The following is a 26393-nucleotide window of genomic DNA, read 5'->3' on the forward strand; positions in this document are numbered from 1 at the left end:
GAGGAAGGGATATATAATGTCTGAACCTACCAAGACGGCGACTCTGACTGTCGACGGCCAAAGCTACGAATTCCCGGTGCTTTCGCCCTCCGCCGGACCCGATGTCATCGACATCCGCAAGCTTTACGGCACCACGGGCATGTTCACCTATGACCCGAGCTTCACCTCCACCGCGTCCTGCGACTCCACCATCACCTACATCGACGGTGAAAAGGGTGAGCTGCTGCACCGCGGCTATCCGATCGACCAGCTGGCCTCGAAGTCGCATTACCTCGAAGTCTGCTACCTGCTGCTCTACGGCGCGCTGCCCGATGCCGCCCAGCTGGAAGATTTCGAAAGCCGCGTCACCAAGCACACCATGGTGCATGAACAGATGCACCGCTTCTTCACCGGCTTCCGCCGCGACGCGCACCCGATGGCCATCATGGTCGGCGTCGTCGGTGCCATGTCCGCCTTCTACCATGACAGCACCGACATCAACGATCCCTGGCAGCGCGAGGTCGCCTCGATCCGCCTGATCGCCAAGATGCCGACCATCGCCGCCATGGCCTACAAGTACACGATCGGCCAGCCCTTCGTGTATCCGCGCAACGACCTGGACTATGCGTCCAACTTCCTGCGCATGTGCTTTGCCGTTCCGGCCGAGGACTATCAGGTGAACCCGATCCTGGCCCGCGCCATGGACCGTATCTTCACCCTGCATGCGGACCACGAGCAGAACGCCTCGACCTCGACCGTGCGTCTGGCGTCGTCCTCGGGTGCGAACCCGTTTGCTTGCATCGCCGCCGGCATCGCCTGCCTCTGGGGCCCCGCCCACGGTGGCGCCAACCAGGCCTGCCTGGAGATGCTGAAAGAAATCGGCACCCCCGATCGCATCCCCGAGTTCATTGCCCGCGCCAAGGACAAGAACGACCCGTTCCGCCTGATGGGCTTCGGCCACCGCGTCTACAAGAACTTCGATCCCCGCGCGACGGTGATGAAGGAATCCGCCGACGAGGTGCTGGAACTGCTGGGCGTCGAGGACAACCCGATCCTGGCTACCGCCAAGGAACTGGAAAAGCAGGCCCTCGCCGATCCCTACTTCGCCGAGAAGAAGCTGTTCCCGAACGTCGATTTCTATTCCGGCGTCATCCTGGAGGCCATGGGCTTCCCCACCTCGATGTTCACCCCGATCTTCGCCCTGTCGCGGACCGTCGGCTGGATCTCGCAGTGGAAGGAACAGATCGAGGATCCGGGCATGCGCATCGGTCGTCCGCGTCAGCTTTACGTTGGCGAGACCGCACGCGACTACGTGGATGTCGAGAACCGCTGAGCGGCGGATCTTGCGAGATGCGAAAGGGCGGCTCCTCGGAGCCGCCCTTTTCCGTTTGTCGCCGGGTGCTGTGCCGGATCAGACCGCATCGCCCATGGCACGCGGGTTCACCGCGACCAGAGCCGCCATCGCGGCCATGACCACGGCCACCGCCAGCAAGGCCAGAGGCAGCGACGTCAGCGCCAAGAGGCCGCTGGCGAAGATCACGCCGATGGCATTGGCCGTCCGGATCATGGCAAAAGCCTCCGCGCGGCGGTGCCGGGGCACCAGGCGGTCGACGACCAGCATGTAGGTCGTCCCGAGGGGCGGCAACACCGCGCCGACCAGCATGGCGCCCAGGATGGTCAGGGGCAGGGACAGGCCCGCGGCCACCAGCCCGATGCCCGCCGCCATGACGCAGAGCTGGGCCACCACCACCGGATGCCGCGCCATGCGGTTCCGGAAACTGACCCAGAGCCCGCCGCAAACCGACGCCGCACAGAGCGGCACGGTAAACAGCACGGCCATGGTCGGCGCCTGCTCGAACCGCAGGGCCAGGGCCACCGCCCCCACCTCCAGCGCCGCCACCGTCGCCCCGCCGGCCGCCGCGCAGGCCAGCCACAGCTGGACCCGCCCGGTCAGCAACCGCGCGCCGCCCTCGGGCATCTCGGGCGTCTCGACCTCGACGTTGGGCACCAGCAGCGCCGGCAGCGCGCCGGCCAGGGTCAGCGCCAGCACCGCCCAGACCGGGTCGATCGCCCCCAAGGCCGAGGCCGCGACGGGACCGGTGACAAAGGTCAGCTCGTTCAGGGTCGAGGCAATGCCGAGCGCCCGGGGGAAACGCGTCTCGGGCACCAGGCTGCCCAGCAGGGCCCGCAGGTAGCCATAGGCCGCGCCGTTCACCGCCCCTGCCGGCACCGCCAGCAGGATCAGCCACAGGAAGGGCGCGCCGGTCAGGGCCAGCGCGGTCACACCGGCGAAGGCCAGGGTCCGCGCCAGGATCAGCCAGCGGATTACCCGGACGGGCGACAGGTGCGCCGTGGCCCGGGTGATCGGCACGGCACAGAGGATCTGCGCCACGGTCATGACCATCATCATCGCCGCGCCCCCCTGAGCCGCGCCGGTCAGCGACAGCGACAACAGGCCGAAGGCCACCGGGGCGGCCGCCTGGGGCATCAGCAGCATCGACGAGGCCCCGAACCAGCCTATCAGCGGCCAGTCGGGGCGCCGCCCCCCCTGCCCCGCAGCGGTCTGCGTCCGGTCCTGGCCATCCGCCTGCGGACCCGTTTCGACCTGCGGGGAATGTCGTTCCATTGGCGTCAGCTCCGTTGCCCAGGGCGAACGCGAAAAGGGCGCCCTCCGGCGCCCCTGCTATCCTTCCCCGACGACAAGTGCCAGAGGCCGTCGCCGGTCTCAGCGGCCCTCGAAATGCGGCGGGCGCTTTTCCAGGAAGGCCACCACGCCCTCGCGGAAATCGCGGCTTTGGCCGCAGCGGCCCTGGGCCTTGCCCTCGGCGTCCAGCTGGCCGTCCAGATCCGGCTGTTCCCAGGATCCACGGATCAGCGCCTTGACCTCGGCGTAGCTGGCCGTCGGTCCCTGGGCCAGATGCGCCGCGCGTGCCTTCCAGGTCGCCTCGAAGGCGTCATCGGGCACGGCCTCCCAGATCATGCCCCAGGCATCGGCCTGGGCGGCGGTGATCTTCTCGGCGAAAAGGGCGGCGCCCATGGCCTTCTGGCTGCCGATGGTGCGCGGCAGGAAATAGGTGCCGCCGGCGTCGGGCACCAGACCGATACGGGTGAAGGCCTGCAGGAAATAGGCGCTTTCGGTGGCGATCACCACGTCGGCACAAAGCGCCAGGTTGGCCCCGGCCCCGGCCGCCGCCCCGTTGACCGCGCTGATCGTCGGGATCGGGCAATCGACGATGGCCTTCAGCATCGGCACGTATTCCTCGCGCAGCGTGCGTTCCATGTCGGGCAGCGCGGCGGAGGCCCGGTCGCTCAGGTCCTGGCCCGAACAGAAGGCCCGCCCGTCGGCGGTCAGCACCAACACCCGGGCCTTGCCCCCGGCCTCGCGCACCGCATCCGCTATCTCGGCGCGCATGCGGGTGTTCAGGGCGTTCATCACATCGGGGCGGTTCAGCCGCAATACGGCGATGCCGTCCTCGATCTCCAGCGTGATCGTCTCATAGCTCACGGCGTGGCCTCCTCCAGTCTTCCGTTGGCCCAACAGAAGACGAAGGCGGCCCCGCCGTCAAAGGGGAACATCACGTCAGTTCTTCAGAATTTCCTTCAGCCGGGCCTCTTCCTCCGCCGAAAGCGTGTCGGCCTCGCCCGCCGCGCGTGCGCGACCGCGCCGGCGGATATAGCCCAGGCCGATGCCCCCCCCCAGCAGGAGCATGGCCGGCCCCGCCAGCCACAGAACCAGGTTCGAGCCCCCCGCGCGGGGCTGCAAAAGAACATATTCGCCGTAGCGGGCAACGATGAAATCAACGACCTCCTCGTCGCTGTCCCCAGCCACCAGGCGTTCGCGCACCAGCAGGCGCAGATCGCGGGCCAGGTCGGCGTTGCTGTCGTCGATATTCTCGTTCCGGCAGACCAGGCAGCGCAGCCCGGTGGAGATGTCCCGCGCGCGTTCCTCCAGTGCGGGATCCTCCAGGATCTCGTCCGGTTGCACGGCCTGGGCGGGCAATGCCAGCGCCAGCAGCGACAGGCAGAGGAGCGCCCGCAGGGGTTGCACGATCCGTCTCATTCCGCCGGCACCCCCTGCTGCACGCGGGCCTGTTTCGCCGCGCCTGCCGCAACCCGGTAGCGTCGGTCGCTGAGGGACAGAGCGCCGCCCAGGGCCATCAGGAGGGCCCCGCCCCAGATCCAGTTTGCCAGCGGTTTGACGTAGCTGCGCATGGCCCAGCCCCCGCCCTGCTGCGGATCACCAAGGGCGATGTAGATATCGCGCAGGAATCCGTTGTCCAGCGCCGCCTCGGTCGTCGGCATCCCGGCCACCGGGTAGACGCGTTTTTCCGGATGCATCGTCCCGATCTCGCGCCCGTCCTTCGACAGCCGCACGTCGGCCATGGTGGAGACGTAGTTCGGTCCCTGCACCTGGTTCACCGCCTCCAGCGTGATCTCGTAGCCCGACAATTCGACCGTGTCGCCGATCTGTACCACGCGGATGTCCTCGCTCTGCCAGGCCAGCATGCCGGCGATCCCGGCCATGGTCACGCCCAGCCCGGCATGGGCGACGACCCGACCCCAGTCGGCGCGCGGCAGCCGCCCCAGGCGGGCAAAGCCGCTGTTACCCGTACGGCTCCACAGGTCGACGACACTGCCGGCAACCAGCCAGGTGCCCAGCATCAGACCGACGGGACCAAGGGCCGAGCGCCCCTCTTCCATCGCCCAGATCAGTGCGCCCACGGCCACCGCCAGCACCGCCGCCGGCACCAGCTTGCGCGCGATCCGACCCAGCTTGGCCCGTTTCCACGGCAGCATGGCGCCGAGCGGCAGGATGACCCCCAGGGCCACCATGAAGGGAGTGAAAGCCATGTTGAAGAAGGGCGCGCCGACCGACAGCTTCCGATCAAAGGCCATCTCCGACACCAGCGGCCAGATCGTGCCCACGAAGACCACGAAGGCCGCGACGCCCAGCAGGATGTTGTTGAACACCAGCGCGGATTCGCGGCTGATCAGGCCGAAGACCCCCTTCGACGCCATGATCTCGGACCGGGCCGCGAAGAGGGTCAGCCCGCCCCCCATGAAGGCCGCGGTGATCGCCAGCAGGAAGACGCCGCGTTCCGGGTCGGTGGCGAAGGCATGGACCGAGGTGATGATGCCCGAGCGGGTGATGAAGGCGCCGATCAGGGAGAAGCCGAAAGCGATGATCGCCAGCAGGATGGTCCAGCTTTTGAGGCTCTCGCGTTTTTCCACCACGATGGCCGAATGCAGCAGTGCAGCGGCCACCAGCCAGGGCATGAACGAGGCGTTTTCCACCGGATCCCAGAACCAGAAGCCGCCCCAGCCCAGCTCGTAATAGGCCCACCAGGAGCCGAGCGCGATGCCGATGGTCAGGAAGACCCAGGCGGCCAGCGTCCAGGGCCGCACCCAGCGACCCCAGGCGGCGTCGACCCGGCCTTCCAGCAGCGCGGCGATGGCAAAGCTGAAGGACATAGAAAGGCCCACGTAGCCCAGGTAGAGGAAGGGCGGATGGAAGGCGAGGCCCGGGTCCTGCAGCAGCGGGTTCAGATCCTGCCCGTCGAAGGGCGGCACCGCAAGGCGCAGGAAGGGGTTCGAGGTGAACAGCAGGAAGGCCAGGAAGGCCGCGCCGATCATCCCCTGGACCCCCAGCACCCGCGCCCGCAAGCTGGGCGGCAGGTTCGTCCCGAAAAGCGCCGCCGCACCGCCGAACAGCGCTACGATCAGGATCCACAGCAGCATCGAGCCCTCGTGATTCCCCCAAACACCGGTGATTTTGTACAACATCGGCTTGGCGGAATGGCTGTTGGCCCAGACCAGGCGCAGCGAGAAGTCCGAGGTCACGAAGGCCCATGTCAGCGCGGCGAAGGAGACGCCGACCAACACCGCCTGCACCAGAGCGGCCGGTTCGGCGGCGGCCATCCAGCCGGGCCAGCGCCTCCAGGCACCGACAAGCGGCACCACCGTCTGGAACAGGGCGACCGCGAAGGCCAGGATGAGGCAGAAGTGACCGAGTTCAGTAATCATGGCCCGGTTATAGGGGAAGGGTCCGGGGCGGCTCAATTCAAATGAATGCAAAGAGGGCGCGACAGATTTGCCGCGCCCCCATTCGACGTGTTTTCGGCCCCGTGGCCGATCATCCGGCCCGGCGCCAGTCCTCCAGCGCCGGATTGGCCTCCCGGCCCTCTGTCACCGCCGCGTCCCCTGCCCCGGCTGCCTTCGGATCCAGGCTGCGCAGGTCGCGCAGGTTGGCGACCACCTGCGGAGTCTGTGCCATGGTGCGGGCGATCTCGCGCTGAAACTCCTGCCCTTTCACCTGGTGCCGCGCCCCGAAATAGAAGCTAACGACAGCGCCAAGAAGCCACCAAAGCGCCTCTGGCACCAGGGCCAAGCCCTGCATGCGTTCCGAGAACCAGATCGGGTCGGTCATGGCCGCAACGAAGAGCCCGATCGCCCCCAGGGCCATGGCGGGCCGCGGCAGACGGTTCAGCCCGTCGATCACCCGATCAAACCCCGAGCGGTTGTCGCGAAACTCGGCCCCGTGCTGAGCCAGCGCCGCCTGGTAGGCGGCCAGGTCACGCTGATCCGTGGCCTCGGCATTGACGCGAAAGACCTCCGCCGTTTCGCGGATCACGTTGCGACCGCCGCCAAAGATCGCTTCCAAGAACCCGGTGATCAGCCCCATGCCGCAACCCTCTCTTCAAACTCCGCCTCGGTCAGGTGGTAGCGCGGCGCGATGAACTCCTCCGCGCGGCGGATCCAGCCACCCTTGCCGCCCGCCCGGGTGCGCACGTATTTCCGGCTTTGCACCCGTCCGTCAGCCAGGCGGAAGTAGTAGTTGCGCCGCGCGATCCCGTAGGCATCAACCATGTGGTCCGCCGCCGAGGCGAAGGCCTCCGCCGTGGCGCCGATGGTCTGGGGCCCGATGGCACCATCGACGCTGACCGACCAGCCCATGTCGCAGAGCAGGCGCTGCAGAATTTTCACCGCGCTGTTGCCGGAATTCACATACATGTCGAAGACCGTCGACCAGAGCGGTTCCGGCAGGTCCGCGATACGCGGACCGTGGAAGTAGTGTTCGAGAAAGATATCGAGAGCCTGTGCCCGGCTCAGCCGCTTCACGTCACCGGCATCCACGTCGCCATCCCCGTCCAGGTCCAACCCCAGACGCCGCATCGTGTGGATCGTCACCCCGTGGTTCGTCGCCCCGCCCGGGTCGTCGGGGTCATTCACGTAGCCACCTTCGCGGGCCACGATTTCTTCGGCGATCTGCCGCACGTTCAACGCCATATGCCTGCCTCCTGATGCTGCTGCTCAGGAGGAAGCCTGCCGGGCAAAAGATTAAGGCTGCGCTCGGGGACCGAACGCAGCCTCTTGTGGGTCGTCTCGAAGGAGGACGATCAGCTTTCGGGGGCTTCGTAGACGCCCTGTTCCTTCAGCGCGTCCATAACCTCCTTCGGCATGTAATTCTCGTCATGTTTTGCAAGAATTTCAGAGGCTTCAAAAACACCATTCACGTAGCGGCCCGTGCCGATCATGCCCTGGTTTTCGGCGAAGAGGTCCGGCAGGATGCCGACGAAGGTCACCGGCACGGAGGCGCCGCCGTCGGTCACGACGAAGCGGATCATGTCACCCCGCTCCAGCGAGCCTTCCTCGACCAGCCCGCCCAGGCGAAAGACCTCGTCCGGGCCCGGGGGTTCCTCGGCCACCTGGCTGGGGGAACGGAAGAAATTGATCCCGTCCTGGAAGGCATAGCCGATCAGCCCAGCAGACAGCGCAAGCGCCGCGAAGGCCAGGACGATGATCTGGATGCGTCTCTTTTTCTTAAGGCCTTTCATGACCTTACCCCCTAAACCTCAAGCATCACGGGAAGACGGGCGCGCCCATCAACCCGGTGGTTTCCTCCAGGCCCAGCATCAGGTTGGCGTTCTGCAACGCCTGCCCCGAAGAGCCCTTGCACAGATTGTCCAGCGCCGTGATGACGATGGCACGCCCGGCAATGCGGTCGCCCGTCACCCCGATATGGACGAAGTTCGAGCCCCGCACATGGTGGGTGGAGGGCGTCTCGCCGAAGGGCAGCACCTCAACGAAGGGCTCGCCCGAATAGGCCTCGGCCAGCGTCGCGTGGATCTCGGCCGCATCGCCCGACACATACCCCGTGGACAGGATGCCCCGGTTCGCCGGCACCAGATGCGGGGTGAACTGGATCTTCACCTCACGGCCTGCGAGGGCGCTGAACTCCTGATCGAACTCCCCCTGGTGCCGGTGCGTGCCGCCGACGGCATAGGCGTTGTAGCCTTCACTCAACTCGGCATGCAGCAGGTTTTCCTTCAGCGACCGGCCCGCGCCGGAGACGGCGCATTTCATGTCCAGGATGATGTCGTCGAGACCGATGACGCCCGCGGCGATCAGCGGGCGCAGGGTGAACTGCCCGGTGGCCGCGTTGCAGCCCGTGCCCGCCACCAGCCGTGCCGCGGCGATTTCGTCCCTGTAGAATTCGGTCAATCCGTAAACGGCTTCCGCCTGCATCTCGACCGCGGCATGGTCATTTCCGTACCATTTCTTGTATTCCGCCGGATCGCGCAGCCGGAAATCGGCCGACAGATCAACGATCTTCAGGTCCTTCGGCAGCGTGCTGATGACCTCCTGGCTGGTCTTGTGCGGCAGGGCGCAGAAGGCCAGGTCGATCTGGGAGAAGTCGATCTGATCGACCGTCACCAGGTCCGGCAGGTCGAGATGGCGCAGGAAGGGAAAGACCTCGGCCATGGACTGGCCGGCCTTGGAATTGGCGGCAAGCGCGGCGATCTCGATCTGACCATGGGTCGAGATCAGCCGGATCAGCTCCGCCCCGGTGTAGCCCGAGGCCCCGATGATGGCGATTTTCTTGGTCATATGCGTCCTTTCGTCGGGGTCGCGCGCCCGCCCGTCTGTCTATCTAAGGAAGATGGCCCATTTCCGGAATGAGCGAGATCAAATTGTCGCGGGTGCGCTGACCCGCCGCGGCCCGACCGGGATCAGGCGGCGTGGAAATCGATGCGTCGTCGCAGGAACTGCGTGGCGTGGTCCGACACGCGCCCGGGATCGCCCGTCGTCAGGAACATCGGCACCTCGCCGGGGCCACGTTTTTCCGGATGACGGCCCAGGTAGTGCTCCAGCGAGGCGGCCACGAGATTGGCTTGGGAATAGACAGTCACATCCTCCCCCAGGGCCTTCTGAAAGGCCTCTTCCATCAGCGGGTAGTGGGTGCAGCCCAGGATCGCGGCCTCGGGGTGCGGCATCTTGCGCTTCAGCGCCTCGACATGCGACCGCACCAGCGCCTCGGCCAGGATCATGTCGCCGTCCTCGATCGCATCGACGACACCGCCACAGGCCTGCGCCTCGACATCGACGCCGATGGCGCGGAAGGCCAGTTCGCGCTGAAAGGCCCGGCTGGCCACCGTGGCGGGGGTGGCGAACAGTGCCACGTGTTTCACGGCCACTTCACGGGGCGGCGAATTGTCCCCCCACTGGCGTTCGGTCAGCGCCTCGATCAGCGGCACGAAGACCCCCAGCACCCGCTTGTCCGCCGGCACCCAGCTTTCCTGCATGCGCCGCAGAGCCGCCGCGCTGGCGGTGTTGCAGGCCAGGATCACCAGGTCGCAGCCCGCATCAAACAGGCGTTGCGTACCGGTCTTGGTCAGTTCGAAGATGTCTTCGGCATCGCGCACGCCATAGGGGGCATGGGCGTTGTCACCCAGGTAGACGAAGGGCACGTCGGGCAGACGCTTGGTGCAGGCATCCAGCACCGTCAGCCCACCCAGACCTGAATCGAAAATTCCAACCGCCATGGCCTTTCGGGCCCCGATCCGGGTGCCCGCCCCTCATGCCGCCGGGTCAGCCCCGGTGCTTTGCATCAAACTCGTAGCCGTAATCGTAGGATTTCAACGGCTTCGGGGAAAGCTCATACGTCGCTTTTCGCAGGAAATCCATCATTGCTTTGGTATCGCCCGCGCGCGCGGCTAGGGCGTCGGCGGCAACCGGCTCGCCCACCACCACGCGGACCGGGCCATCGACGCGGCCGCGGAACTCCTTCAGCAGCAGACCCATGCGAAGGGTCTGATGCAAATGGCTGGCCAGTTGGAACAGGCGCGAGGTCGTGCCGTCGAAGAAGATCGGCACCACGGTCGCCCCTGACTTGGCGATCATCCGCGCGGTGAAGCCGCGCCAGCCGGGGTCCATCGGGTGCGAAAATGGCGTGGCGGAGGTCGACACCGTACCGCCCGGGAAGACCCCGATGCAGCCGCCGTCGCGCAGGTAGCGCAGCGCCTCACGACGGGTTTCTATATTCGTTTCAACAGCTTCGCGCGTGGTGTCAAAGCTGATCGGCAAGATCACCCGGTCCAGATCGCTGGCCTTGCGGAAGACCCGGTTGGCCAGGATACGGAAATCGCCGCGCCGTTCCTGCAGGATATGGCCCAGCATCAGCCCGTCGAGGATGCCGTAGGGATGATTGGCCACCACCACCAACGGCCCCTCCTTCGGCAAGTTGCCGAGGCTGCCGCCGACAACCGACAGCTCCAGTCCGTAGCGTTTGACGATGACCGACCAGAAATCGCGCCCCGCGCCGACATCTTCGTCATACCCGTCGGCCCGCCGGATCAGCGCCGGACGCCCCAGGGCATTTTCCATCAGCCGGATCACCATCCGACCCGAGCGGGTCTGCGCGCTGGAGGCATAGGAGATGTCGCGCGCGATCTGCCGCCGGCTGGGCGGCAGCGGATTGTGCTGAGACGGCAGGATATCGGCAGTCATGGCAAGGGTCCCCGGTGTTGCGCCTCCTTAGCTACGCCCCCGGATTCGATCCAGAGCCTTGCGCCGGCGGCGCGCCTGTCGCGCCAGACAGTGTCCTGCGCGCGACGCCGCCCGCATCCAAGCGCGGCGGCCTTGCCATCCAGTTAAGAGCAAAAGGCCCGGATCCCAAAGGAACCCGGGCCGACAGAGCGGCAACCTGCCGAAGAGGTGCCGGGAGGCGCGTGTTTTCGCGCCGCCCCGATGCTGCTGTGCTTATTCAGCCGCGGCACGCACAGGGCCGTCGCGCAGCACCGCCAGGTAGGCCTCGCGCTGCTTGGCGGCCTTCGCCTCGTTCTCGACCTTGACCGGGCCGAAGCCGCGAATGGACAGGGGCAGCTCCGCCAGGGCGATCACTGTTTCGATCAATTCCGGGTCGTAACCCTTTGCGATCTCTCCCATATCCGCCTCATACTGAGCCAGGAGCGCGCGTTCCATCTTGCGTTCGGACAGATTGCGGAACGGGTCCAGAATGGTGCCACGGATCCCCTTCAGGTGGGCCAGAAGCCAGAAGGACCGCCCCATCCACTCGCCAAAGCTGCGCTTCACCGGGCGGCCATCCTTGCCTTCCTTCTCGAAGATCGGCGGCGCCAGATGATAGGTCATCTTGAAGTCGCCATCGAACTGCTCGGCGGCCTTGCGGCGGGTGTCGAGGTGCAGCCGCCCGACCTCATACTCGTCCTTCACCGCCAGCAGCTTGTGATAGCCCTTGGCCACGGCCTCCTTCAGCGCGGGATCCTCGAACTGATCGACGAAGGCACGGTATTTCTTCGCCAGGCGCTTGTTCTGGTACTTGGCCAGGTGATCGGCGCGATAGTCGATGATCTCTTCCAGGGTCCGCGGCTTGGCCTCTTCGACCTGGGGCGTCACCAGACGCTCCACCTCACGCGGGTTCAGCGCGGCCCAACGACCGATCTCGAAGGCCCGCTGGTTCTTCGGCACGGCGGCGCCATTCAGCTCGATCGCCTGGTAGATCGCGTCATGGGCGATCGGCACCAAACCGCGCTGCCAGGCCGCGCCCAGCACCATCATGTTGGAGAAGATGGAATCGCCCATGGTCGCCCGGGCCAGTTCGCTGGCGTCGAACAGGGCCACATCATCCTTCAGGCGCGCCTGAAGTTGCAGCTCCAACCTGTCGGACGGAATGGCAAATTCGGTGTCGCGGGTGAAGTCACCGGTAACGATGTCGTGGTTGTTCACCACCGCGCCGGTGCGCCCGCCGCGGGTCAGGCCCAGGGTCTTGGACCCGGCGCTGACCACCAGATCGCCGCCGATCAGGGCGTCCGCCTCGCCGGTGGCAACGCGGATGGCGCTGATATCGTCGGGTTTCTCGGCGATCCGCAGATGGATATGTACCGCGCCGCCCTTCTGGGCGAGGCCCGCCATTTCCATCATGCCGGCGCCCTTGCCGTCGATCTGCGCGGCCTGGGCCAGAACGGCGCCGATGGTCACAACGCCGGTGCCGCCGACGCCGGTGATGACGATGTTATGGGTGCCCTTGATCGCCGGCAGCGCAGGCGCCGGCATATCCTCCGGCAGATCCAGATGGGTGCCACTTTCCTTCTTCGGCTTGGCCCCTTCCAGGGTCACGAAGCTGGGGCAGAACCCCTTCAGACAGCTGAAGTCCTTGTTGCAAGCCGACTGGTCGATGGCGCGCTTGCGGCCCAGCTCGGTCTCCTCGGGGACGATGGCGACGCAGTTCGACTGCACGCCGCAATCGCCGCAGCCTTCGCAGACATCGGTGTTGATGAAGACGCGCTTGTCGGGATCGGGGAACTGGCCGCGTTTGCGCCGGCGGCGCTTCTCGGCGGCGCAGGTCTGCACGTAGATGATGGCCGAGACGCCTTCGACCTTTGTCATTTTCTCCTCGACAGACAGCAGATCGGCACGTTCGGAAATCTCAATCCCTTGCGGGAATTGCGAAAGATCAATCTCTTCCTTCTCATCGTGCACCACCGCGATCTTCGACAGGCCCATGGCCTTCAGCTCCTCGGCGATGCGGTAGGCGGTCAGCCCGCCTTCGTTCGCCTGGCCGCCGGTCATGGCGACCGCGTCGTTGAACAGGATCTTGTAGGTGATGTTCGTCCCGGCGGCCTGGGCCGCGCGGATCGCCTGGATGCCCGAGTGGTTGTAGGTGCCATCGCCCAGGTTCTGGAACACGTGGTCCCGGGTGGAGAACGGCGCCTCACCGATCCAGTTCGCCCCCTCGGCCCCCATGTGGGTGTAGCCAGAGGTTTCGCGATCCATCCACTGCACCATGTAGTGACAGCCGATCCCGGCGTAGGCGCGGCTGCCTTCGGGCAGCTTGGTCGAGGTATTGTGAGGACAGCCTGCACAGAAATAAGGCAGACGTGCCGCGATATCGGTGACATTATCATTGCGACGCACTTCGCCCAGGGCCGCCATGCCGGATTTGATGCCGTCGGTGTCGCGCCCTTCCTCCACGAGGATACCGCCCAGTTTCTCCGCGATTTCAACGGGATCCAGGGCACCCTTCGTCTGGAACAGCTCGGGCGAGCCAAGGCCGCCCTTGCGCGCACCATAGACCCGGCGCCCCTGGCGGTCGTCGAAGATCGCCTCCTTGATCTGCACTTCCAGCAGCTTGCGCTTTTCCTCGACCACGACGATCAGGTCGAGCCCTTCGGCCCATTCGCGGAAGCTGGTCATGTCCAGCGGCCAGACCTGCGCGACCTTGTAGGTAGAGATGCCCAGACGCTCGGCCTCGGCTTCGTCGATGCCCAGCAGGGACAGGGCATGGACCACGTCGAGGTAATTCTTGCCGGCGGAGACGACACCGATCTTGGCGCCCGGCTTGCCCCACATGCGGCTGTCGATGCGATTCGCCCGGGCGAACGCCTCAGCGGCGAAGCGTTTGTGATCGACCATCCGCGCTTCCTGCTCGGGCGGGCTGTCGCCCAGGCGGATGTTCAGACCGCCTTCCGGCATCTCGAAATCGCTGGGCGTGACCAGCTTCATCCGCTGCGGATCGCCATCAACGACGGCGGTGGCCTCCACCGTGTCTTTCATCGTCTTCAGGCCCACCCAGACACCCGCATAGCGGCTGAGGGCGTAGCCGTAGATGCCCAGATCCAGAATCTCCTGCACACCCGCCGGGCTGACGATGGGCATGTAGGCATCCACCAGCGCCCATTCCGACTGGTGCAGCACGGTGGAGCTTTCGCCCGTGTGGTCATCCCCCATGGCCATCAGGACGCCGCCATTGGGCGAGGTGCCGGCCATGTTGGCATGTTTCATCGCGTCGCCTGACCGGTCGACGCCCGGTCCCTTGCCGTACCAGAGGCCAAAGACCCCGTCGTACTTGCCCTCGCCGCGCAACTCGGCCTGTTGCGCGCCCCAAAGGGCGGTCGCCGCGAGGTCCTCGTTCAGGCCCTCCTCGAAACGAATCGACTGCTCCGCCAACAACTTGCCGGCGCGCCGCATCTGCATGTCGACCGCCCCAAGGGGCGAGCCGCGATAGCCTGTGACGTAACCGGCGGTGTTCAGCCCCGCCGCTTTATCCCGTTCCTTCTGCGCCAGCATCAGGCGCACCAGGGCCTGGGTGCCGTTCAGCAACACCGGGCTTTTGGTCAGGTCAAAACGGTCGTTCAGCGATATCCGTGGCTGGGTCATTGGGGGCCTCCTTGCGCCTCAATATACGGCAGGATCAGGTCAGACCTTATGACCTTCAGCGGAAGATTCCAAATTTCACCTGTCGCTCGAAACAGGCTAACGTTAAGACGAGCGCCACGAAAACCGTGGCAGACACTTATTTAAAGGCCCTTCCGGGGCATGGCACGAAAGACAGGCAGGCAGGGTCACGATGGATTGGGACAAGCTCAGAATTTTCCACGCCGTGGCCGATGCGGGGTCGCTGACCCATGCTGGGGATTCGCTGCATCTGTCACAGTCGGCGGTGTCGCGTCAGATCCGCGGGCTGGAGGAAAGCCTGAACACCACGCTGTTCCACCGCCACGCCCGCGGGCTGATCCTGACCGAACAGGGCGAACTTCTGTTCGACGCCACCCGCGCCATGGCCAAACGCCTGGAAACCGCGACCGCGCGGATCCGCGACAGCGAGGAAGAGGTCTTCGGTGAACTGCGGGTGACCACCGCCGTCGGCTTCGGCACGCTCTGGCTGGCCCCGCGCCTGCCCAAGCTCTACGAGAAATACCCCGACCTGAAGATCGACCTGATGCTGGAAGAGCGCGTGCTGGACCTGCCGATGCGCGAGGCCGACGTGGCCGTGCGCATGAAGGAGCCCAGCCAGGCCGACCTGATCCGCAAAAAACTGATGTCGATCCGCATGCGCTGCTACGCCTCTGCCGACTACATCGCGCGCTATGGCAAGCCCGAGTCGCTTGACGACCTGTCGACGCACCGCCTGATCTGCCAGACCCCTGCCGCGCCCCAGGTGGCCGCCGGCGCCTCGCTGGTAAACCAGCTGATGAGCTCGGACGTGCGGTCGACCCTGACGGTGAACAACTACTTCGGCGTGCTGCAGGCGGTGATCCACAACCTCGGCATCGGCGTGCTGCCCGACTACATCGTCGAGGATTTCCCGACCCTGGAACGCATCTTCCCCGACATCGAGTCGGGCGAGGTGCCCGTCTTCCTGGCCTTCCCCGAAGAGCTACGCCATTCGAAACGCGTCGCCGCCTTCCGCGATTTCGTCCAAGACGAGATCATGGCGCACCGCCGCACCATCCGCGAATTGCGCGACCGCGACGCCGACTGATCCGCGACCACAGGCGACCGGCGATCCACCGCCGGTCTCTCAAACTGCCGCCTCGCGCCCGAATAGGTCGCGGGGCGCGTCGTTTTCAATGCCTCATGCGTCGCCTGCAGGTGACAGGCGAAAGGCCCTGCAGTGTCTGCATAGCAGCAATGAACAAGGCGCGGCAATTTGGGGCTTGATCGTTTCAACTCCGACCAATATCTGAGCACTCGATGATGATCGCGCTTACCGGCGCATCATCTTCATACCTCCCTGTTGGACTTGGCCGGACCTTGTGTCCGGCCTTTTTTTTGCGCCCGCCCCACAAGGCTCCGGCAAGCGCCATATTCGCCGTCCACGGAAGGCACAGATCCCCGGCTCGGCTCGACGCCCCCTGACCTGCGCGCCCCATGCACAACGGGCCGCGCGAAATCCCGCAGCCCCCCTTCCCCAAAGCCGCACAGTCGCGTAAATCCCCCCCAACGTCACCCAGGGGGACCAGCATGCAAGAGCCGGACATTACCGAAGACCTGATCGCAAGCCACGGCATCAACGACGAGGAATATGCCGAGATCCTGCGGATTCTGAACCGTGCCCCCACCTTCACCGAGTTGGGCATCTTTTCGGCCATGTGGAACGAGCATTGTTCCTACAAGTCGTCGAAGAAGTGGCTGCGCACCCTGCCGACCGAAGGCCCCCAGGTGATCTGTGGCCCCGGCGAGAACGCCGGCGTGGTCGACATCGGGGATGGCCAGGCCGTCATCTTCAAGATGGAAAGCCACAACCACCCCTCCTACATCGAACCCTACCAGGGCGCGGCCACCGGCGTGGGCGGCATCCTGCGCGACGTCTTCACCATGGGCGCCCGGCCGATCGCGGCGATGAACTCGCTGTCGTTCGGTGAGAAGGACCACCCGAAGACCCGCCAGCTGGTGCATGGCGTCGTCGAAGGTGTCGGCGGCTACGGCAACTGTTTCGGCGTGCCCACCGTGGGCGGCGAGGTCCGCTTCGATCCGGCCTACAACGGCAACTGCCTGGTGAACGCCTTTGCCGCCGGTCTGGCGGACACCGACAAGATCTTCTACTCCGCCGCCTCCGGCGTCGGCATGCCGGTCGTCTATCTCGGCGCGAAAACCGGGCGCGACGGCGTCGGCGGCGCCACCATGGCCTCGGCCGAGTTCGACGAGACCATCGAGGAGAAGCGGCCCACCGTCCAGGTCGGTGACCCCTTCACCGAAAAGCGCCTGATGGAAGCCTGCATGGAGCTGATGCAGACCGGCGCCGTGATCTCGATCCAGGACATGGGCGCCGCGGGCCTCACCTGTTCGGCCGTGGAAATGGGCGACAAGGGCGGCTTGGGCATTCGTCTGAACCTCGACGACGTGCCGCAGCGCGAGCCGAACATGACCGCCTACGAGATGATGCTGTCGGAAAGCCAGGAGCGGATGCTCATGGTGCTCGACCCCGCGAAGGAGGCCGAGGCGCGCGCCGTCTTCGACAAGTGGGACCTCGACTTCGCCATCGTGGGCGAGACCATCGACGAGGACCGCTTCGAGATCATCCACGGCGGCAAGGTCTGGGCCGATGTGCCGCTGTCCAAACTGTCCTCCTCGGCGCCCGAGTACGACCGTCCCCATGTGGAAACCCCGGCGCCCGAGCCGCTGACCGATGAGGACATCCCGTCGGTCGATCCCATCGACGGGCTGAAGGCGCTGATCTCCTCGCCCAACTACTGCTCGCGCCAGTGGGTCTATGAACAATACGACAGCATGGTCATGGCCGACACCGCGCGCGGCCCGGGCTTCGGCTCCGGCCTCTTGCGCGTGCACGGCACCGACAAGCTGCTGGCCTTCACCTCCGACGTGACGCCCCGCTACGTGAAGGCGAACCCGGTCGAGGGCGGCAAGCAGGCGGTGGCCGAGGCCTACCGCAACCTGACCGCCTCGGGCGCGAAGCCGCTGGCCTCCACCGACAACCTGAACTTCGGCAACCCCGAGAAGCCGGAGATCATGGGCCAGTTCGTCGGCGCCCTGCAGGGGATCGGAGAGGCCTGCCGCGTGCTGGACATGCCCATCGTGTCGGGCAACGTGTCGCTCTACAACGAAACCGACGGCTCGGGCATCCTGCCCACGCCGACCATCGGCGCGGTTGGACTGGTCAAATCCGCCGACCATGCGATCATCGGTCATGCGCGCGAGGGCCATGTCGCCCTGCTGATCGGCGACACCGAGGGCCACCTGGGCCAGTCGGCCCTGCTGGCCGAGGTTTTTAACCGGACCGACGGCGACGCCCCCCACGTCGATCTGGAGGCGGAAAAGCGCAACGGCGACTTCATCCGCGACAACACCGACTGGATCAAGGTCTGCACCGACCTCAGCGACGGCGGCCTGGCGCTGGCCGCCTTCGAGATGGCCGAAGCCGCGGGCGTCGGCGTCACCCTGGACGAGACCGACCAGCGCCAGCTCTTCGGCGAGGACCAGGCGCGCTACCTCGTGGCCTGCAACTTCGACCAGGCCGAGGCACTGATGGTCAACGCGGGCAAGGCCGGCGTCACCGTGACCACGGTGGGCAAGTTCGGCGGCGACCAGGTGACCATCGGCGGCGTCTCCGCGCCCTTGGCCGAGCTGTCGGCGCTCTACCGCGGCGCCTTCGAAGAGCACTTCGGCTAAGCCACGCCACGCGCGGCCCCGACCGCGCCCTGATACTTCCAACTGCCCCCGGCGCGATCCCGCCCGGGGGCAGTTGCATTTCGGCCCCCGCGCCCCGATGTTACAAAAACTTCATCACCCCCGCAGATCCAGGTGCCCCGATGCCCGACATCATCTCCGAGACGATCCACCTGTCCGACCAGCGCCCGCTGGCCGAGGGCAAGGAAAGCATCGTCTATCAGCACCCGGAGTTCCTGAACGTCCTGCTGAAGGTGCCGCGCCGGCAAAGCCGCCATTTCCGCGCCTTCGCCAAGCCCGGACTGAAACGCTACGCCGTCTGGCGCTATCGCGGGCTGATCAACTGGTATCGCGAGTACGAGGAATACCTGGCCGCCGTGGCGCGCAGCGGCGACCTGCCCGGCTTCCTGCCCCGCCTCTTCGGCTTTTCGAGCACCGACCTGGGCCCCGCCTTCGCCGTTGAACGGATTTCCGGCCCCGACGGACAACCGGCGCCAACGCTGACAGAACTGGCCCGCGCGGGTCGCATCGACGATCACATCCTGGGCCTGGTGGACGAGCTGTTCGACCAGATCGCCGAAAGCGGCCTGGTGACCCAGGATCTGCATGCCGGCAATATCGTCTGGTCCGGCGATCCCGACCGGCTGGTGCTGATCGAGGGGCTGGGTGACCGGGTGCTGATCCGCGTGCGGGTCTTCTCGAAACGCGCGCGGCTGCGCGCCCTTGCGCGCGACAAGCAGGCCCTGCTGGCCAAGCTGCGGGAGCTGTCGCCCGAGTGATCGCCTCGGCCCCGCACCGGACCGCGAAAGCCGCCTGTGTACCCGGTGGCTCCGGTCATCTTGAAATGCAGATCGGCCGGAACGCCCTCGGGCCTTCTGTTTTCCATTTCCCCTCAGATGCTTACGTCCCCTTTCGGCACCTCCGCACATCGCCTTCGCCGCGCGCGCCCTGACCCCTCCTCTTGCGAGGCCGGGCCCCCTCGCATACATTCCTGCCGAACGACCAACGGAGCGACACATGACGATTCAGGCCTCGGACATCGAAGCCCTCATCCGCGAAAGTTTCCCTGACGCGAAGATCATCGTCCAGGGCGACGACGGTCAGCATTTCTCGGCCGTGGTCGAGGATGAGAGTTTCCGCGGCATGAACCGTGTGCAGCAACAGCGCGCCGTCAACGCGGCGGTCAAGTCAAAGCTGGACACCGGAGAGCTTCACGCCCTGGCCCTGACCACCCGGGCGCCCTGACCGACCTATGCAGCCGTGGCTCGACACCCTGATGAGGTGTCCCGATGTCGACGGCTTTCTGAAACACGGCCCGCGATATTGGCGGGTGCGGCGCGCGATAAGACGACGCGCCTACCGAAGGAGCAGAACATGACCGACGCGAAGACCCGTATCGACGACACCGTCAAGGCGAACGACGTGGTGCTTTACATGAAGGGCACCAAGTCCATGCCGCAGTGCGGCTTCTCCAGCCGCGTCGCCGGCGTGCTGAACTACATGGGGGTGGACTACACCGACGTGAACGTTCTGGCCGATGACGAGATCCGCCAGGGGATCAAGGAATACTCCGACTGGCCGACGATCCCCCAGCTCTACGTGAAGGGCGAGTTCGTTGGCGGTTGCGACATCATCACCGAGATGACCCTGTCTGGGGAGCTGGATGGGCTGTTCGACCAGAACGGCGTCACCTACGACAAGGACGCTGCCGACAAGATCCGCGCCGCGAACGCCTGAGACAGCGGCCCCGACGGGCCGTCCCGATCTCGATCATATAAAATGAAACCGGAGCGAAGGAGACCCTTCGCTCCGGTTTTCTTTTGGGGGCAATGGCAGAGGGCAGTTGCCGCCGCGATCCAAGGGGCGACAGGGCATGTCGCCGCCCCGGGATCACGCCATGCGAGTGGTCAGCTGTCGTCGCCGGACTGGCCGGCGGCCTTTTCCTCGACCGTATCAGCCAGGGCTTCGGCGCGGGCGGCCAGTTCGGCCAGGGTGTCCCCGACGCTGTCGGGCACGACGGGCACCTCGACCACGCGCGGCTCCGGCGGCGGGGCATTGCGCAGCGCCTCCAGCTCCGCCTGCATCTCGGCCAGTTGGCCCTGCAGAGCGTCCAGCTTGTCTTCCATCCCGGCGGTGCGATCGGCCAGCATCAGCCCGGCCATCAGCAACATGCGGCTTTCGGGGATGCGCCCGGTCTGCTGCACCAGGGTCGAGGCCTCACGGTCCAGAAGGCCGGCGGCCATCTCCAGGAAATGTTCTTCGCCGTCCTGGCAGGCCACCTCGAAGCGGCGACCGCCGATGGAAATTCCGACCTCGGGCATCAGGCCTCTCCTTTTTCTGCGGCGACGTCGGGGGCCTGCTCGATCATCGCGACCAGCGCCGCCTTGATCGTCGCGGCCTCGGCTTCGGCGGCGGCATGATCGGCGCGCAGCGCCTCCAGCTCCGCGGCCAGGGCCTCGTTCAGATGCTCGGTGGTGGCCGCGCCCTGCGCCTCGCGCAGCAGGCGGTTGTTCTCGCGCAGGGCCGCGTTGGCGGCGCGCAGGCGCGACATGTCCTCATCCATCTGGATCATCGCCTCGGCCACCTGCGGGTCAGGCTCCCCGGACGCCTGGGGCGCGGCTTCGGCGGCGGCCAGCGCCTGTTCCAGCTCCTCCTGGCGGCGGTGAAGCGCCTTCACCCGCTCTTCCAGCTGTGCATTGGCGGTCCGTTCATCCTCCAGCGCCCGCTGCAAGGCTTCGGGGGTTTCCCCCTCGGCCTCAGCGGGGCGGGCAGGCTCCAGCCTGTCCAGACCGGCCCCGATCCGCTCCATCGCGTACAGGATCCGGCCCTGCAAGTCTTCCAGATTACTCATCAGCTCGTCTCACATTGCCCGTTTGCGGCGCCTTGCGGCCCGTTTTACTGCCCCGGAAGCCGTGCCACCCCGGCGCGGCCCCTTCCTGCGCATGCCCGCCCGCCGACGTCCACCCGAAAACCCGTTCAGGCGCAGATCGGCGCGGTCGTGCCCGGGTTCACGTGAACCCCTCGGCACAGGCTATTGGCTTTACAGGCGAATCATAGTTTCAACCGTGTCGGGGGCAAGTGTAGCGAAACCCGCGAACTTTCCCAAACACGGCGCGAAAATCGGCGCATTCCGCCTGCCACGCTTGCCTTTCGCGTGACGGCTGCTATGAGCGCGCTAACATCCGATGCCTGACATGCGAGAGGAACCCGACGTGGATATCGACGCCCTGCGCACTGCACACCCTGACCATTGGTCCAAGGCCACCGCGATCCGGGCCCTGACCCTCGACGCCGTGGCCGCCGCCAATTCCGGCCATTCCGGCATGCCCATGGGCATGGCCGATGTCGCCACCGTGCTGTTCGAGAAACACCTGAAATTCGATGCCACCCAGCCCAACTGGTTCGACCGCGATCGGTTCATCCTGTCGGCCGGCCACGGCTCGATGCTGCTCTACTCGCTGCTGCACCTGACCGGCTACGAGGAGTTCCCGATCGAGGAGATCAAGAACTTCCGCCAGTGGGGCGCCCGCACCGCTGGCCACCCGGAAAACTTCCTCGCCAAGGGGATCGAGACCACCACCGGCCCGCTGGGTCAGGGCATCGCCAACTCCGTCGGCTTCGCCATGGCCGAGGAAATGCTGCGCGCCCAGTTCGGCAAAAAGCTGGTCGATCACCACACCTACGTCATCGCCGGTGACGGCTGCCTGATGGAAGGCGTCTCCGAAGAGGCGATCTCGCTCGCCGGGCGCCACCAGCTGTCGAAGCTGATCGTCTTCTGGGACAACAACAGCATCACCATCGACGGCAAGGTCGAGCTGTCCTCCACCACCGACCAGGTCGCCCGGTTCAAGGCGAACGGCTGGCACGTGCAGGAAATCGACGGCCACGACCCCGCGGCCATCGACGAGGCGATCACCGCCGCCAAGAAGGCGGGCAAGCCCTCGATGATCGCCTGCAAGACCCACATCGCCCTGGGCCACGCCGCGCAGGACACCTCGAAGGGTCACGGCGCCCTGACCGACGCCGACCAGCTGGCCGCCGCCAAGGCCGCCTACGGCTGGGAGTACGGTGCCTTCGAGATCCCGGCAGACGTGAAATCCGCCTGGGAAGAGATCGGCCGCCGCGGCGCCGAGGAACGCTTTGCCTGGGAAGGCCGCCTGGGCAACCAGAGCGAACGCCGCCAGCAGGAGTTCCAGCGCCGCATCGACGGCGAGACGCCGAAGAAGCTCTCGGCCGTGATCCGCGCGCTGAAGAAGCAGGTCTCGGAAACCCAGCCCAAGGTCGCGACACGCAAGGCGTCGGAAATGGCACTGGAGGTCATCAACCCCGTGCTGCCCGAAACCATCGGCGGCTCGGCCGACCTCACCGGGTCGAACAACACCCTGACCGGGGACCTGGGCATCTTCGACACCGACAACCGCAAGGGTCGCTTCGTACACTGGGGCATCCGCGAACACGGCATGGCCGCCGCGATGAACGGCCTGGCCCTGCACGGTGGGATCAAACCCTACTCCGGCACCTTCTTCTGCTTCACCGACTACGCCCGCCCCGCGATGCGCCTGTCGGCCCTGATGCAGATCTCGCCGGTCTACGTCATGACCCATGACAGCATCGGCCTGGGTGAAGACGGCCCGACGCACCAGCCGGTGGAACACCTGGCCATGTGCCGCGCCACGCCCAACACCCTGGTCTTCCGCCCCGCCGACGCGGTGGAAACTGCCGAAGCCTGGGAAATTGCGCTGAGCCAGAAGGGCACGCCCTCCGTGCTGTCGCTGACCCGCCAGGGCCTGCCGACCCTGCGGACCGAGCACAAGTCGAAGAACCTGGTCGCCCAGGGCGCCTACGTGATGGCCGACGCCGAGGGCAAGCGCCAGGCGATCCTGCTGGCCACCGGCTCCGAGGTTGCCATCGCGATGGAAGCCAAGGCCCTGCTGGAGGCCGAAGGCATCGGCACCCGCGTCGTCTCGATGCCCTGCTGGGAGCTGTTCGAGGAGCAGGACGAGAAGATCCGCAAGCGCGTCCTGCCCGCTGGCCCCGTCCGCGTGGCGGTCGAGGCGGGCGTGCGCCAGGGCTGGGACAAGTGGCTGCTTGGCGAGCGTGGCCGCGAAGCCAAGGCCGGCTTCGTTGGCATGTCCTCCTTCGGCGGCTCCGCCCCGGCGGACGAGCTCTACGAGAAGTTCGGCATCACCGCCCAGGCCGTGGCCGAGAAGGTCAAGTCGCTGCTCTGAACCCTACGAGACTGATTGCGAAGGCCGGACGCCCCCGTGGCGCCCGGCCTTTTTTTTGCCCATGCGACAGCTCCCGCCCCGACACCCAGGTGCAGGTGTCAAAACGGGGCGCTCCCGCCCTCTGATCCTATACGTTGGCCAAAAATACTCCGGGGGACGCGCGGCACGCGCGGGGGGCAGCGCCCCCTCCCCGTCCTCCCACGGGCGATTCCCTCTCCCATCGGGCTGACGCTGCACCGCAGAACCTGTTAGCGCGAACCCGAACCCCGGTTAGCGCAACCACGGGCAGGCTCCCGAATGTTTTCGCTAACATACTGGCTGAAAACACTTTTCTCCCTACCCCTGCGATCTAGCTTCGGCTAAGGACAGCGCAGGTTTTCTATCAGGAGATATCGGCATGACGGTCACGCTCGGCATCAACGGTTTCGGTCGCATCGGGCGTTGCACGCTCGCCCATATTGCCGAGGCCGCCCGCAATGACGTTCAGGTCGTGAAGATGAACGCCACCGGCCCGATCGAAACCAATGCCCATCTCCTGAAGTACGACAGCGTGCACGGTCGCTTCGGCAACGAGGTGAAGATCGCCGGCAACACCATGGACATCGGCCGCGGCCCGATGGAGGTCATGTCGACCTATGATCCGCAGGAGCTGGACTGGGAAGGCGTTGACGTCGTTCTGGAATGCACCGGCAAGTTCAACGACGGCGAGAAGGCCAAGGTCCACATGGAACGCGGCGCCAAGGCCGTGCTGATCTCCGCCCCGGCGAAGAACGTGCAGAAGACCATCGTCTACGGCGTCAACCACCGCGACCTGGTGGCCGGCGACACGATGATCTCCAACGGGTCCTGCACCACCAACTGCCTGGCGCCCCTGGCCAAGGTGCTGAACGACGGGATCGGCATCGACAGCGGCATCATGACCACGATCCATTCCTACACCGGCGACCAGCCGACGCTGGACCGGCGCCATGGCGATCTCTACCGCGCCCGTGCCGCCGCGATGAGCCAGATCCCCACCTCCACCGGCGCCGCCAAGGCCCTTGGAGAGGTCCTGCCCGAACTGAAGGGCAAGCTGGACGGCTCGGCCATCCGCGTCCCCACCCCCAATGTGTCCGCCGTCGACCTGACCTTCATCGCCAAGAAGGACGTGACCGTCGAGGACGTGAACGAGGTGGTCCGCGAAGCCGCCGCCGGTCACATGGGGCAGGTCCTGGGCTACGATCCGGAACCCAAGGTCTCCATCGACTTCTGCCACACCGAGCAGTCCTCGATCTTCGCCCCCGACCAGACCAAGGTCACCGGCAAGCGCCTGGTGCGCGTGCTGGCCTGGTACGACAACGAATGGGGCTTCTCCGCGCGCATGGCGGACGTGGCCGCCGCCCTGGGCCGCCTGCAGAAGTAACATCGGCGCCCGCAAGGGCCGCGATCATCGCATCGAACCCGTCGGAGAAATCCGGCGGGTTTTTCGCATTGTCGCATCCCTTCCCTTGACCTTTTCGACGGGGAGGTAGAGTTTACAGGGGAAGTTAGCGCAAACATTCCTGACGCTCCAACGACCTTTCGTGACCCTGGCGTCACGCTTCCCAGCAAAGGATCCCGGATCATGGTAACCACAGTCGCCATCAACGGTTTCGGACGCATCGGCCGCAACGTCCTGCGTGCCATCGCCGAAAGCGGTCGCACCGACGTCGAAGTCGTCGCCATCAACGATCTCGGCCCCGTCGAGACCAACGCCCACCTCTTCCGCTTCGACAGCGTGCATGGCCGCTACAACGGCGAGGTGATCACGGGCGAGGACTGGATGGACGTGGGCATGGGCCGGATGAAGGTCACCGCGATCCGCAACCCAGAGGAACTGCCCTGGTCCGGCGTGGACATCGCGCTGGAATGCACCGGCATCTTCACCAAGCGGGAAACCGCGGCGCGCCACCTCGAAAACGGCTCCTCGCGCGTGCTGGTCTCCGCGCCCTGCGCGGAGGCGGACGTGACCGCCGTCTACGGTGTGAACCATGATGCGATCACCGACGAGCACAAGGTGATCTCCAACGCGTCCTGCACCACCAACTGCCTGTCCCCGGTGGCCAAGGTCCTCAACGATGCCATCGGCATCGAGAAGGGCTTCATGACCACGATCCACAGCTATACCGGCGACCAGCCGACGCTGGACACGCTGCACAAGGACCTCTACCGCGCCCGCGCCGCCGCGATGTCTATGATCCCGACCTCGACCGGCGCCGCCAAGGCCGTGGGTCTGGTGCTGCCGGAACTGAAGGGCAAGCTGGATGGCGTGGCGATCCGCGTGCCCACCCCCAACGTCTCCTGCGTCGACCTGACCTTCACGGCGAAGCGCGCGACGACGGTGGAAGAGATCAACGCCGCCATCACCGCCGCCGCCGATGGCCCGATGAAGGGCGTGCTGGGTTACACCTCGGCGCCCAATGTCTCGATCGACTTCAACCATGACAGCCACAGCTCCACCATGGCGCTGGACCAGACCAAGGTCATGGACGGCACCATGGTCCGGATCCTGACCTGGTATGACAACGAATGGGGCTTCTCCAGCCGCATGGCCGACATGGCGGCCACCATCGGCAAGACCCTCTGAGGCACGCCCCAGGATAGCAGACCGGCAAAGGGCCGCGCGGATCTCCGCGCGGCCCTTTCCGCATCCACCGGCGACAAAACGCCACCTGACGCGCCCGGGCATCACAGTGGACCGCAGGCGCCCCGCAAACCCTTGAAACGCAGGGCATCCTCGGGCATAGGAAACCGAAGTCGTCGCAGCGGAGGAGCCAGCGTGACCAACCGCATCGCGATTATCATTGGCGTTATCATCGTGACGCTCCTGGTGCTGGACAACGGTGTCGGAGAGGGGAACAATACCTTGTTCCTGATGCGCAAGCTCGCAGATTTCGTAGAGTGGCTAGCCTTCTGGCGCTGAGGCGTCGCATTCGGCGGGGATGGGTGGCCCTGCCGCAACCT

The 26393-nt window shown here is 66.0% G+C and carries 23 protein-coding genes; 10 read left to right on the forward strand and 13 right to left on the reverse strand.

Features of this window, described 5'->3' with window-relative positions; all coding sequences use genetic code 11:
* Positions 1-16 precede the first annotated feature (16 nt).
* Positions 17-1312 carry a citrate synthase gene (locus LC066_RS02945; protein ID WP_085886909.1) on the forward strand — a complete coding sequence of 432 codons (1296 nt, stop codon included), beginning with the start codon at positions 17-19 and terminating at the stop codon, positions 1310-1312.
* Between the two features lie 78 nt (positions 1313-1390).
* Here LC066_RS02945 and LC066_RS02950 read toward each other — a convergent pair whose 3' ends face one another.
* The 11 genes from LC066_RS02950 to LC066_RS03000 form a co-directional block, all read right to left on the reverse strand.
* Positions 1391-2605, reverse strand: coding sequence for an MFS transporter (locus LC066_RS02950; RefSeq protein ID WP_224896469.1), 1215 nt, complete (start codon positions 2603-2605; stop codon positions 1391-1393).
* 99 nt (positions 2606-2704) lie between these two features.
* Positions 2705-3484 carry an enoyl-CoA hydratase-related protein gene (locus LC066_RS02955; protein WP_224896470.1) on the reverse strand — a complete coding sequence of 260 codons (780 nt, stop codon included), beginning with the start codon at positions 3482-3484 and terminating at the stop codon, positions 2705-2707.
* Between the two features lie 75 nt (positions 3485-3559).
* Positions 3560-4039: a cytochrome c-type biogenesis protein gene (locus LC066_RS02960; RefSeq protein WP_224896471.1), complete on the reverse strand. Its 480-nt coding sequence runs from the start codon at positions 4037-4039 to the stop codon at positions 3560-3562.
* On the reverse strand, positions 4036-6003 hold the full coding sequence (locus LC066_RS02965) for a heme lyase CcmF/NrfE family subunit (protein ID WP_224896472.1): 1968 nt from the start codon (positions 6001-6003) through the stop codon (positions 4036-4038). The genes LC066_RS02960 and LC066_RS02965 overlap by 4 nt, the downstream gene beginning before the upstream one ends.
* Positions 6004-6112: 109 nt before the next feature.
* A complete protein-coding gene (locus LC066_RS02970) occupies positions 6113-6661 on the reverse strand; it encodes a holin family protein (RefSeq protein ID WP_224896473.1) in 549 nt (182 codons plus the stop codon).
* On the reverse strand, positions 6652-7266 hold the full coding sequence (locus tag LC066_RS02975; protein ID WP_224896474.1) for a holin-associated N-acetylmuramidase: 615 nt from the start codon (positions 7264-7266) through the stop codon (positions 6652-6654). The genes LC066_RS02970 and LC066_RS02975 overlap by 10 nt, the downstream gene beginning before the upstream one ends.
* Before the next feature lie 110 nt (positions 7267-7376).
* Complete coding sequence (gene ccmE / locus LC066_RS02980; RefSeq protein WP_224896475.1) at positions 7377-7814, reverse strand: cytochrome c maturation protein CcmE; 438 nt, start codon at positions 7812-7814, stop codon at positions 7377-7379.
* A 25-nt stretch (positions 7815-7839) separates the two neighbouring features.
* The gene (gene argC, locus LC066_RS02985) at positions 7840-8868 is read right to left on the reverse strand and encodes an N-acetyl-gamma-glutamyl-phosphate reductase (RefSeq protein WP_224896476.1); all 1029 of its coding nucleotides are present in this window, start codon (positions 8866-8868) and stop codon (positions 7840-7842) included.
* Positions 8869-8990: 122 nt separating this feature from the next.
* Positions 8991-9803: a glutamate racemase gene (locus LC066_RS02990; RefSeq protein ID WP_224896477.1), complete on the reverse strand. Its 813-nt coding sequence runs from the start codon at positions 9801-9803 to the stop codon at positions 8991-8993.
* 46 nt (positions 9804-9849) lie between these two features.
* Positions 9850-10767, reverse strand: coding sequence for a lysophospholipid acyltransferase family protein (locus LC066_RS02995; RefSeq protein WP_224896478.1), 918 nt, complete (start codon positions 10765-10767; stop codon positions 9850-9852).
* Between the two features lie 252 nt (positions 10768-11019).
* Positions 11020-14433, reverse strand: a complete 3414-nt coding sequence (locus LC066_RS03000) for an indolepyruvate ferredoxin oxidoreductase family protein (protein WP_224896479.1) — start codon at positions 14431-14433, stop codon at positions 11020-11022.
* Positions 14434-14623: 190 nt separating this feature from the next.
* On the opposite strand from LC066_RS03000, the gene LC066_RS03005 reads away from it, so the two are divergent.
* From LC066_RS03005 to grxD, 5 genes are all read left to right on the forward strand, one after another.
* The gene (locus tag LC066_RS03005; protein WP_085886921.1) at positions 14624-15538 is read left to right on the forward strand and encodes a LysR family transcriptional regulator; all 915 of its coding nucleotides are present in this window, start codon (positions 14624-14626) and stop codon (positions 15536-15538) included.
* Between the two features lie 482 nt (positions 15539-16020).
* On the forward strand, positions 16021-18186 hold the full coding sequence (purL, locus tag LC066_RS03010; protein WP_224896480.1) for a phosphoribosylformylglycinamidine synthase subunit PurL: 2166 nt from the start codon (positions 16021-16023) through the stop codon (positions 18184-18186).
* Between the two features lie 140 nt (positions 18187-18326).
* The gene (locus LC066_RS03015) at positions 18327-18962 is read left to right on the forward strand and encodes a YrbL family protein (protein WP_222474609.1); all 636 of its coding nucleotides are present in this window, start codon (positions 18327-18329) and stop codon (positions 18960-18962) included.
* Between the two features lie 238 nt (positions 18963-19200).
* The gene (locus LC066_RS03020; RefSeq protein WP_222474610.1) at positions 19201-19428 is read left to right on the forward strand and encodes a BolA/IbaG family iron-sulfur metabolism protein; all 228 of its coding nucleotides are present in this window, start codon (positions 19201-19203) and stop codon (positions 19426-19428) included.
* 129 nt (positions 19429-19557) lie between these two features.
* On the forward strand, positions 19558-19920 hold the full coding sequence (gene grxD, locus LC066_RS03025) for a Grx4 family monothiol glutaredoxin (protein ID WP_222474611.1): 363 nt from the start codon (positions 19558-19560) through the stop codon (positions 19918-19920).
* Positions 19921-20090: 170 nt separating this feature from the next.
* On the opposite strand, the gene LC066_RS03030 is transcribed toward grxD, so the two are convergent.
* On the reverse strand, positions 20091-20504 hold the full coding sequence (locus tag LC066_RS03030; RefSeq protein ID WP_224896481.1) for a cell division protein ZapA: 414 nt from the start codon (positions 20502-20504) through the stop codon (positions 20091-20093).
* Positions 20504-21034 (reverse strand): hypothetical protein, encoded by a 531-nt coding sequence (locus tag LC066_RS03035; RefSeq protein WP_224896482.1) that lies wholly within the window; start codon positions 21032-21034, stop codon positions 20504-20506. The genes LC066_RS03030 and LC066_RS03035 overlap by 1 nt, the downstream gene beginning before the upstream one ends.
* Before the next feature lie 361 nt (positions 21035-21395).
* Here LC066_RS03035 and tkt point away from each other — a divergent pair, with 361 nt between their 5' ends.
* From tkt to LC066_RS03055, 4 genes are all read left to right on the forward strand, one after another.
* Entirely contained in the window at positions 21396-23411 is a 2016-nt protein-coding gene (tkt, locus tag LC066_RS03040; RefSeq protein WP_224896483.1) for a transketolase, read from the forward strand.
* A 397-nt stretch (positions 23412-23808) separates the two neighbouring features.
* Positions 23809-24813, forward strand: coding sequence for a type I glyceraldehyde-3-phosphate dehydrogenase (gap, locus tag LC066_RS03045; protein WP_085886929.1), 1005 nt, complete (start codon positions 23809-23811; stop codon positions 24811-24813).
* Between the two features lie 201 nt (positions 24814-25014).
* The gene (gene gap, locus LC066_RS03050) at positions 25015-26016 is read left to right on the forward strand and encodes a type I glyceraldehyde-3-phosphate dehydrogenase (protein WP_224896484.1); all 1002 of its coding nucleotides are present in this window, start codon (positions 25015-25017) and stop codon (positions 26014-26016) included.
* A 192-nt stretch (positions 26017-26208) separates the two neighbouring features.
* On the forward strand, positions 26209-26352 hold the full coding sequence (locus LC066_RS03055; protein WP_222474616.1) for a hypothetical protein: 144 nt from the start codon (positions 26209-26211) through the stop codon (positions 26350-26352).
* The last annotated feature ends 41 nt before the right edge of the window (positions 26353-26393 follow it).

Source organism: Pseudooceanicola marinus, assembly GCF_020177265.1.
In the GTDB taxonomy this organism is placed as follows: Bacteria; Pseudomonadota; Alphaproteobacteria; order Rhodobacterales; family Rhodobacteraceae; genus Pseudooceanicola; species Pseudooceanicola marinus_A.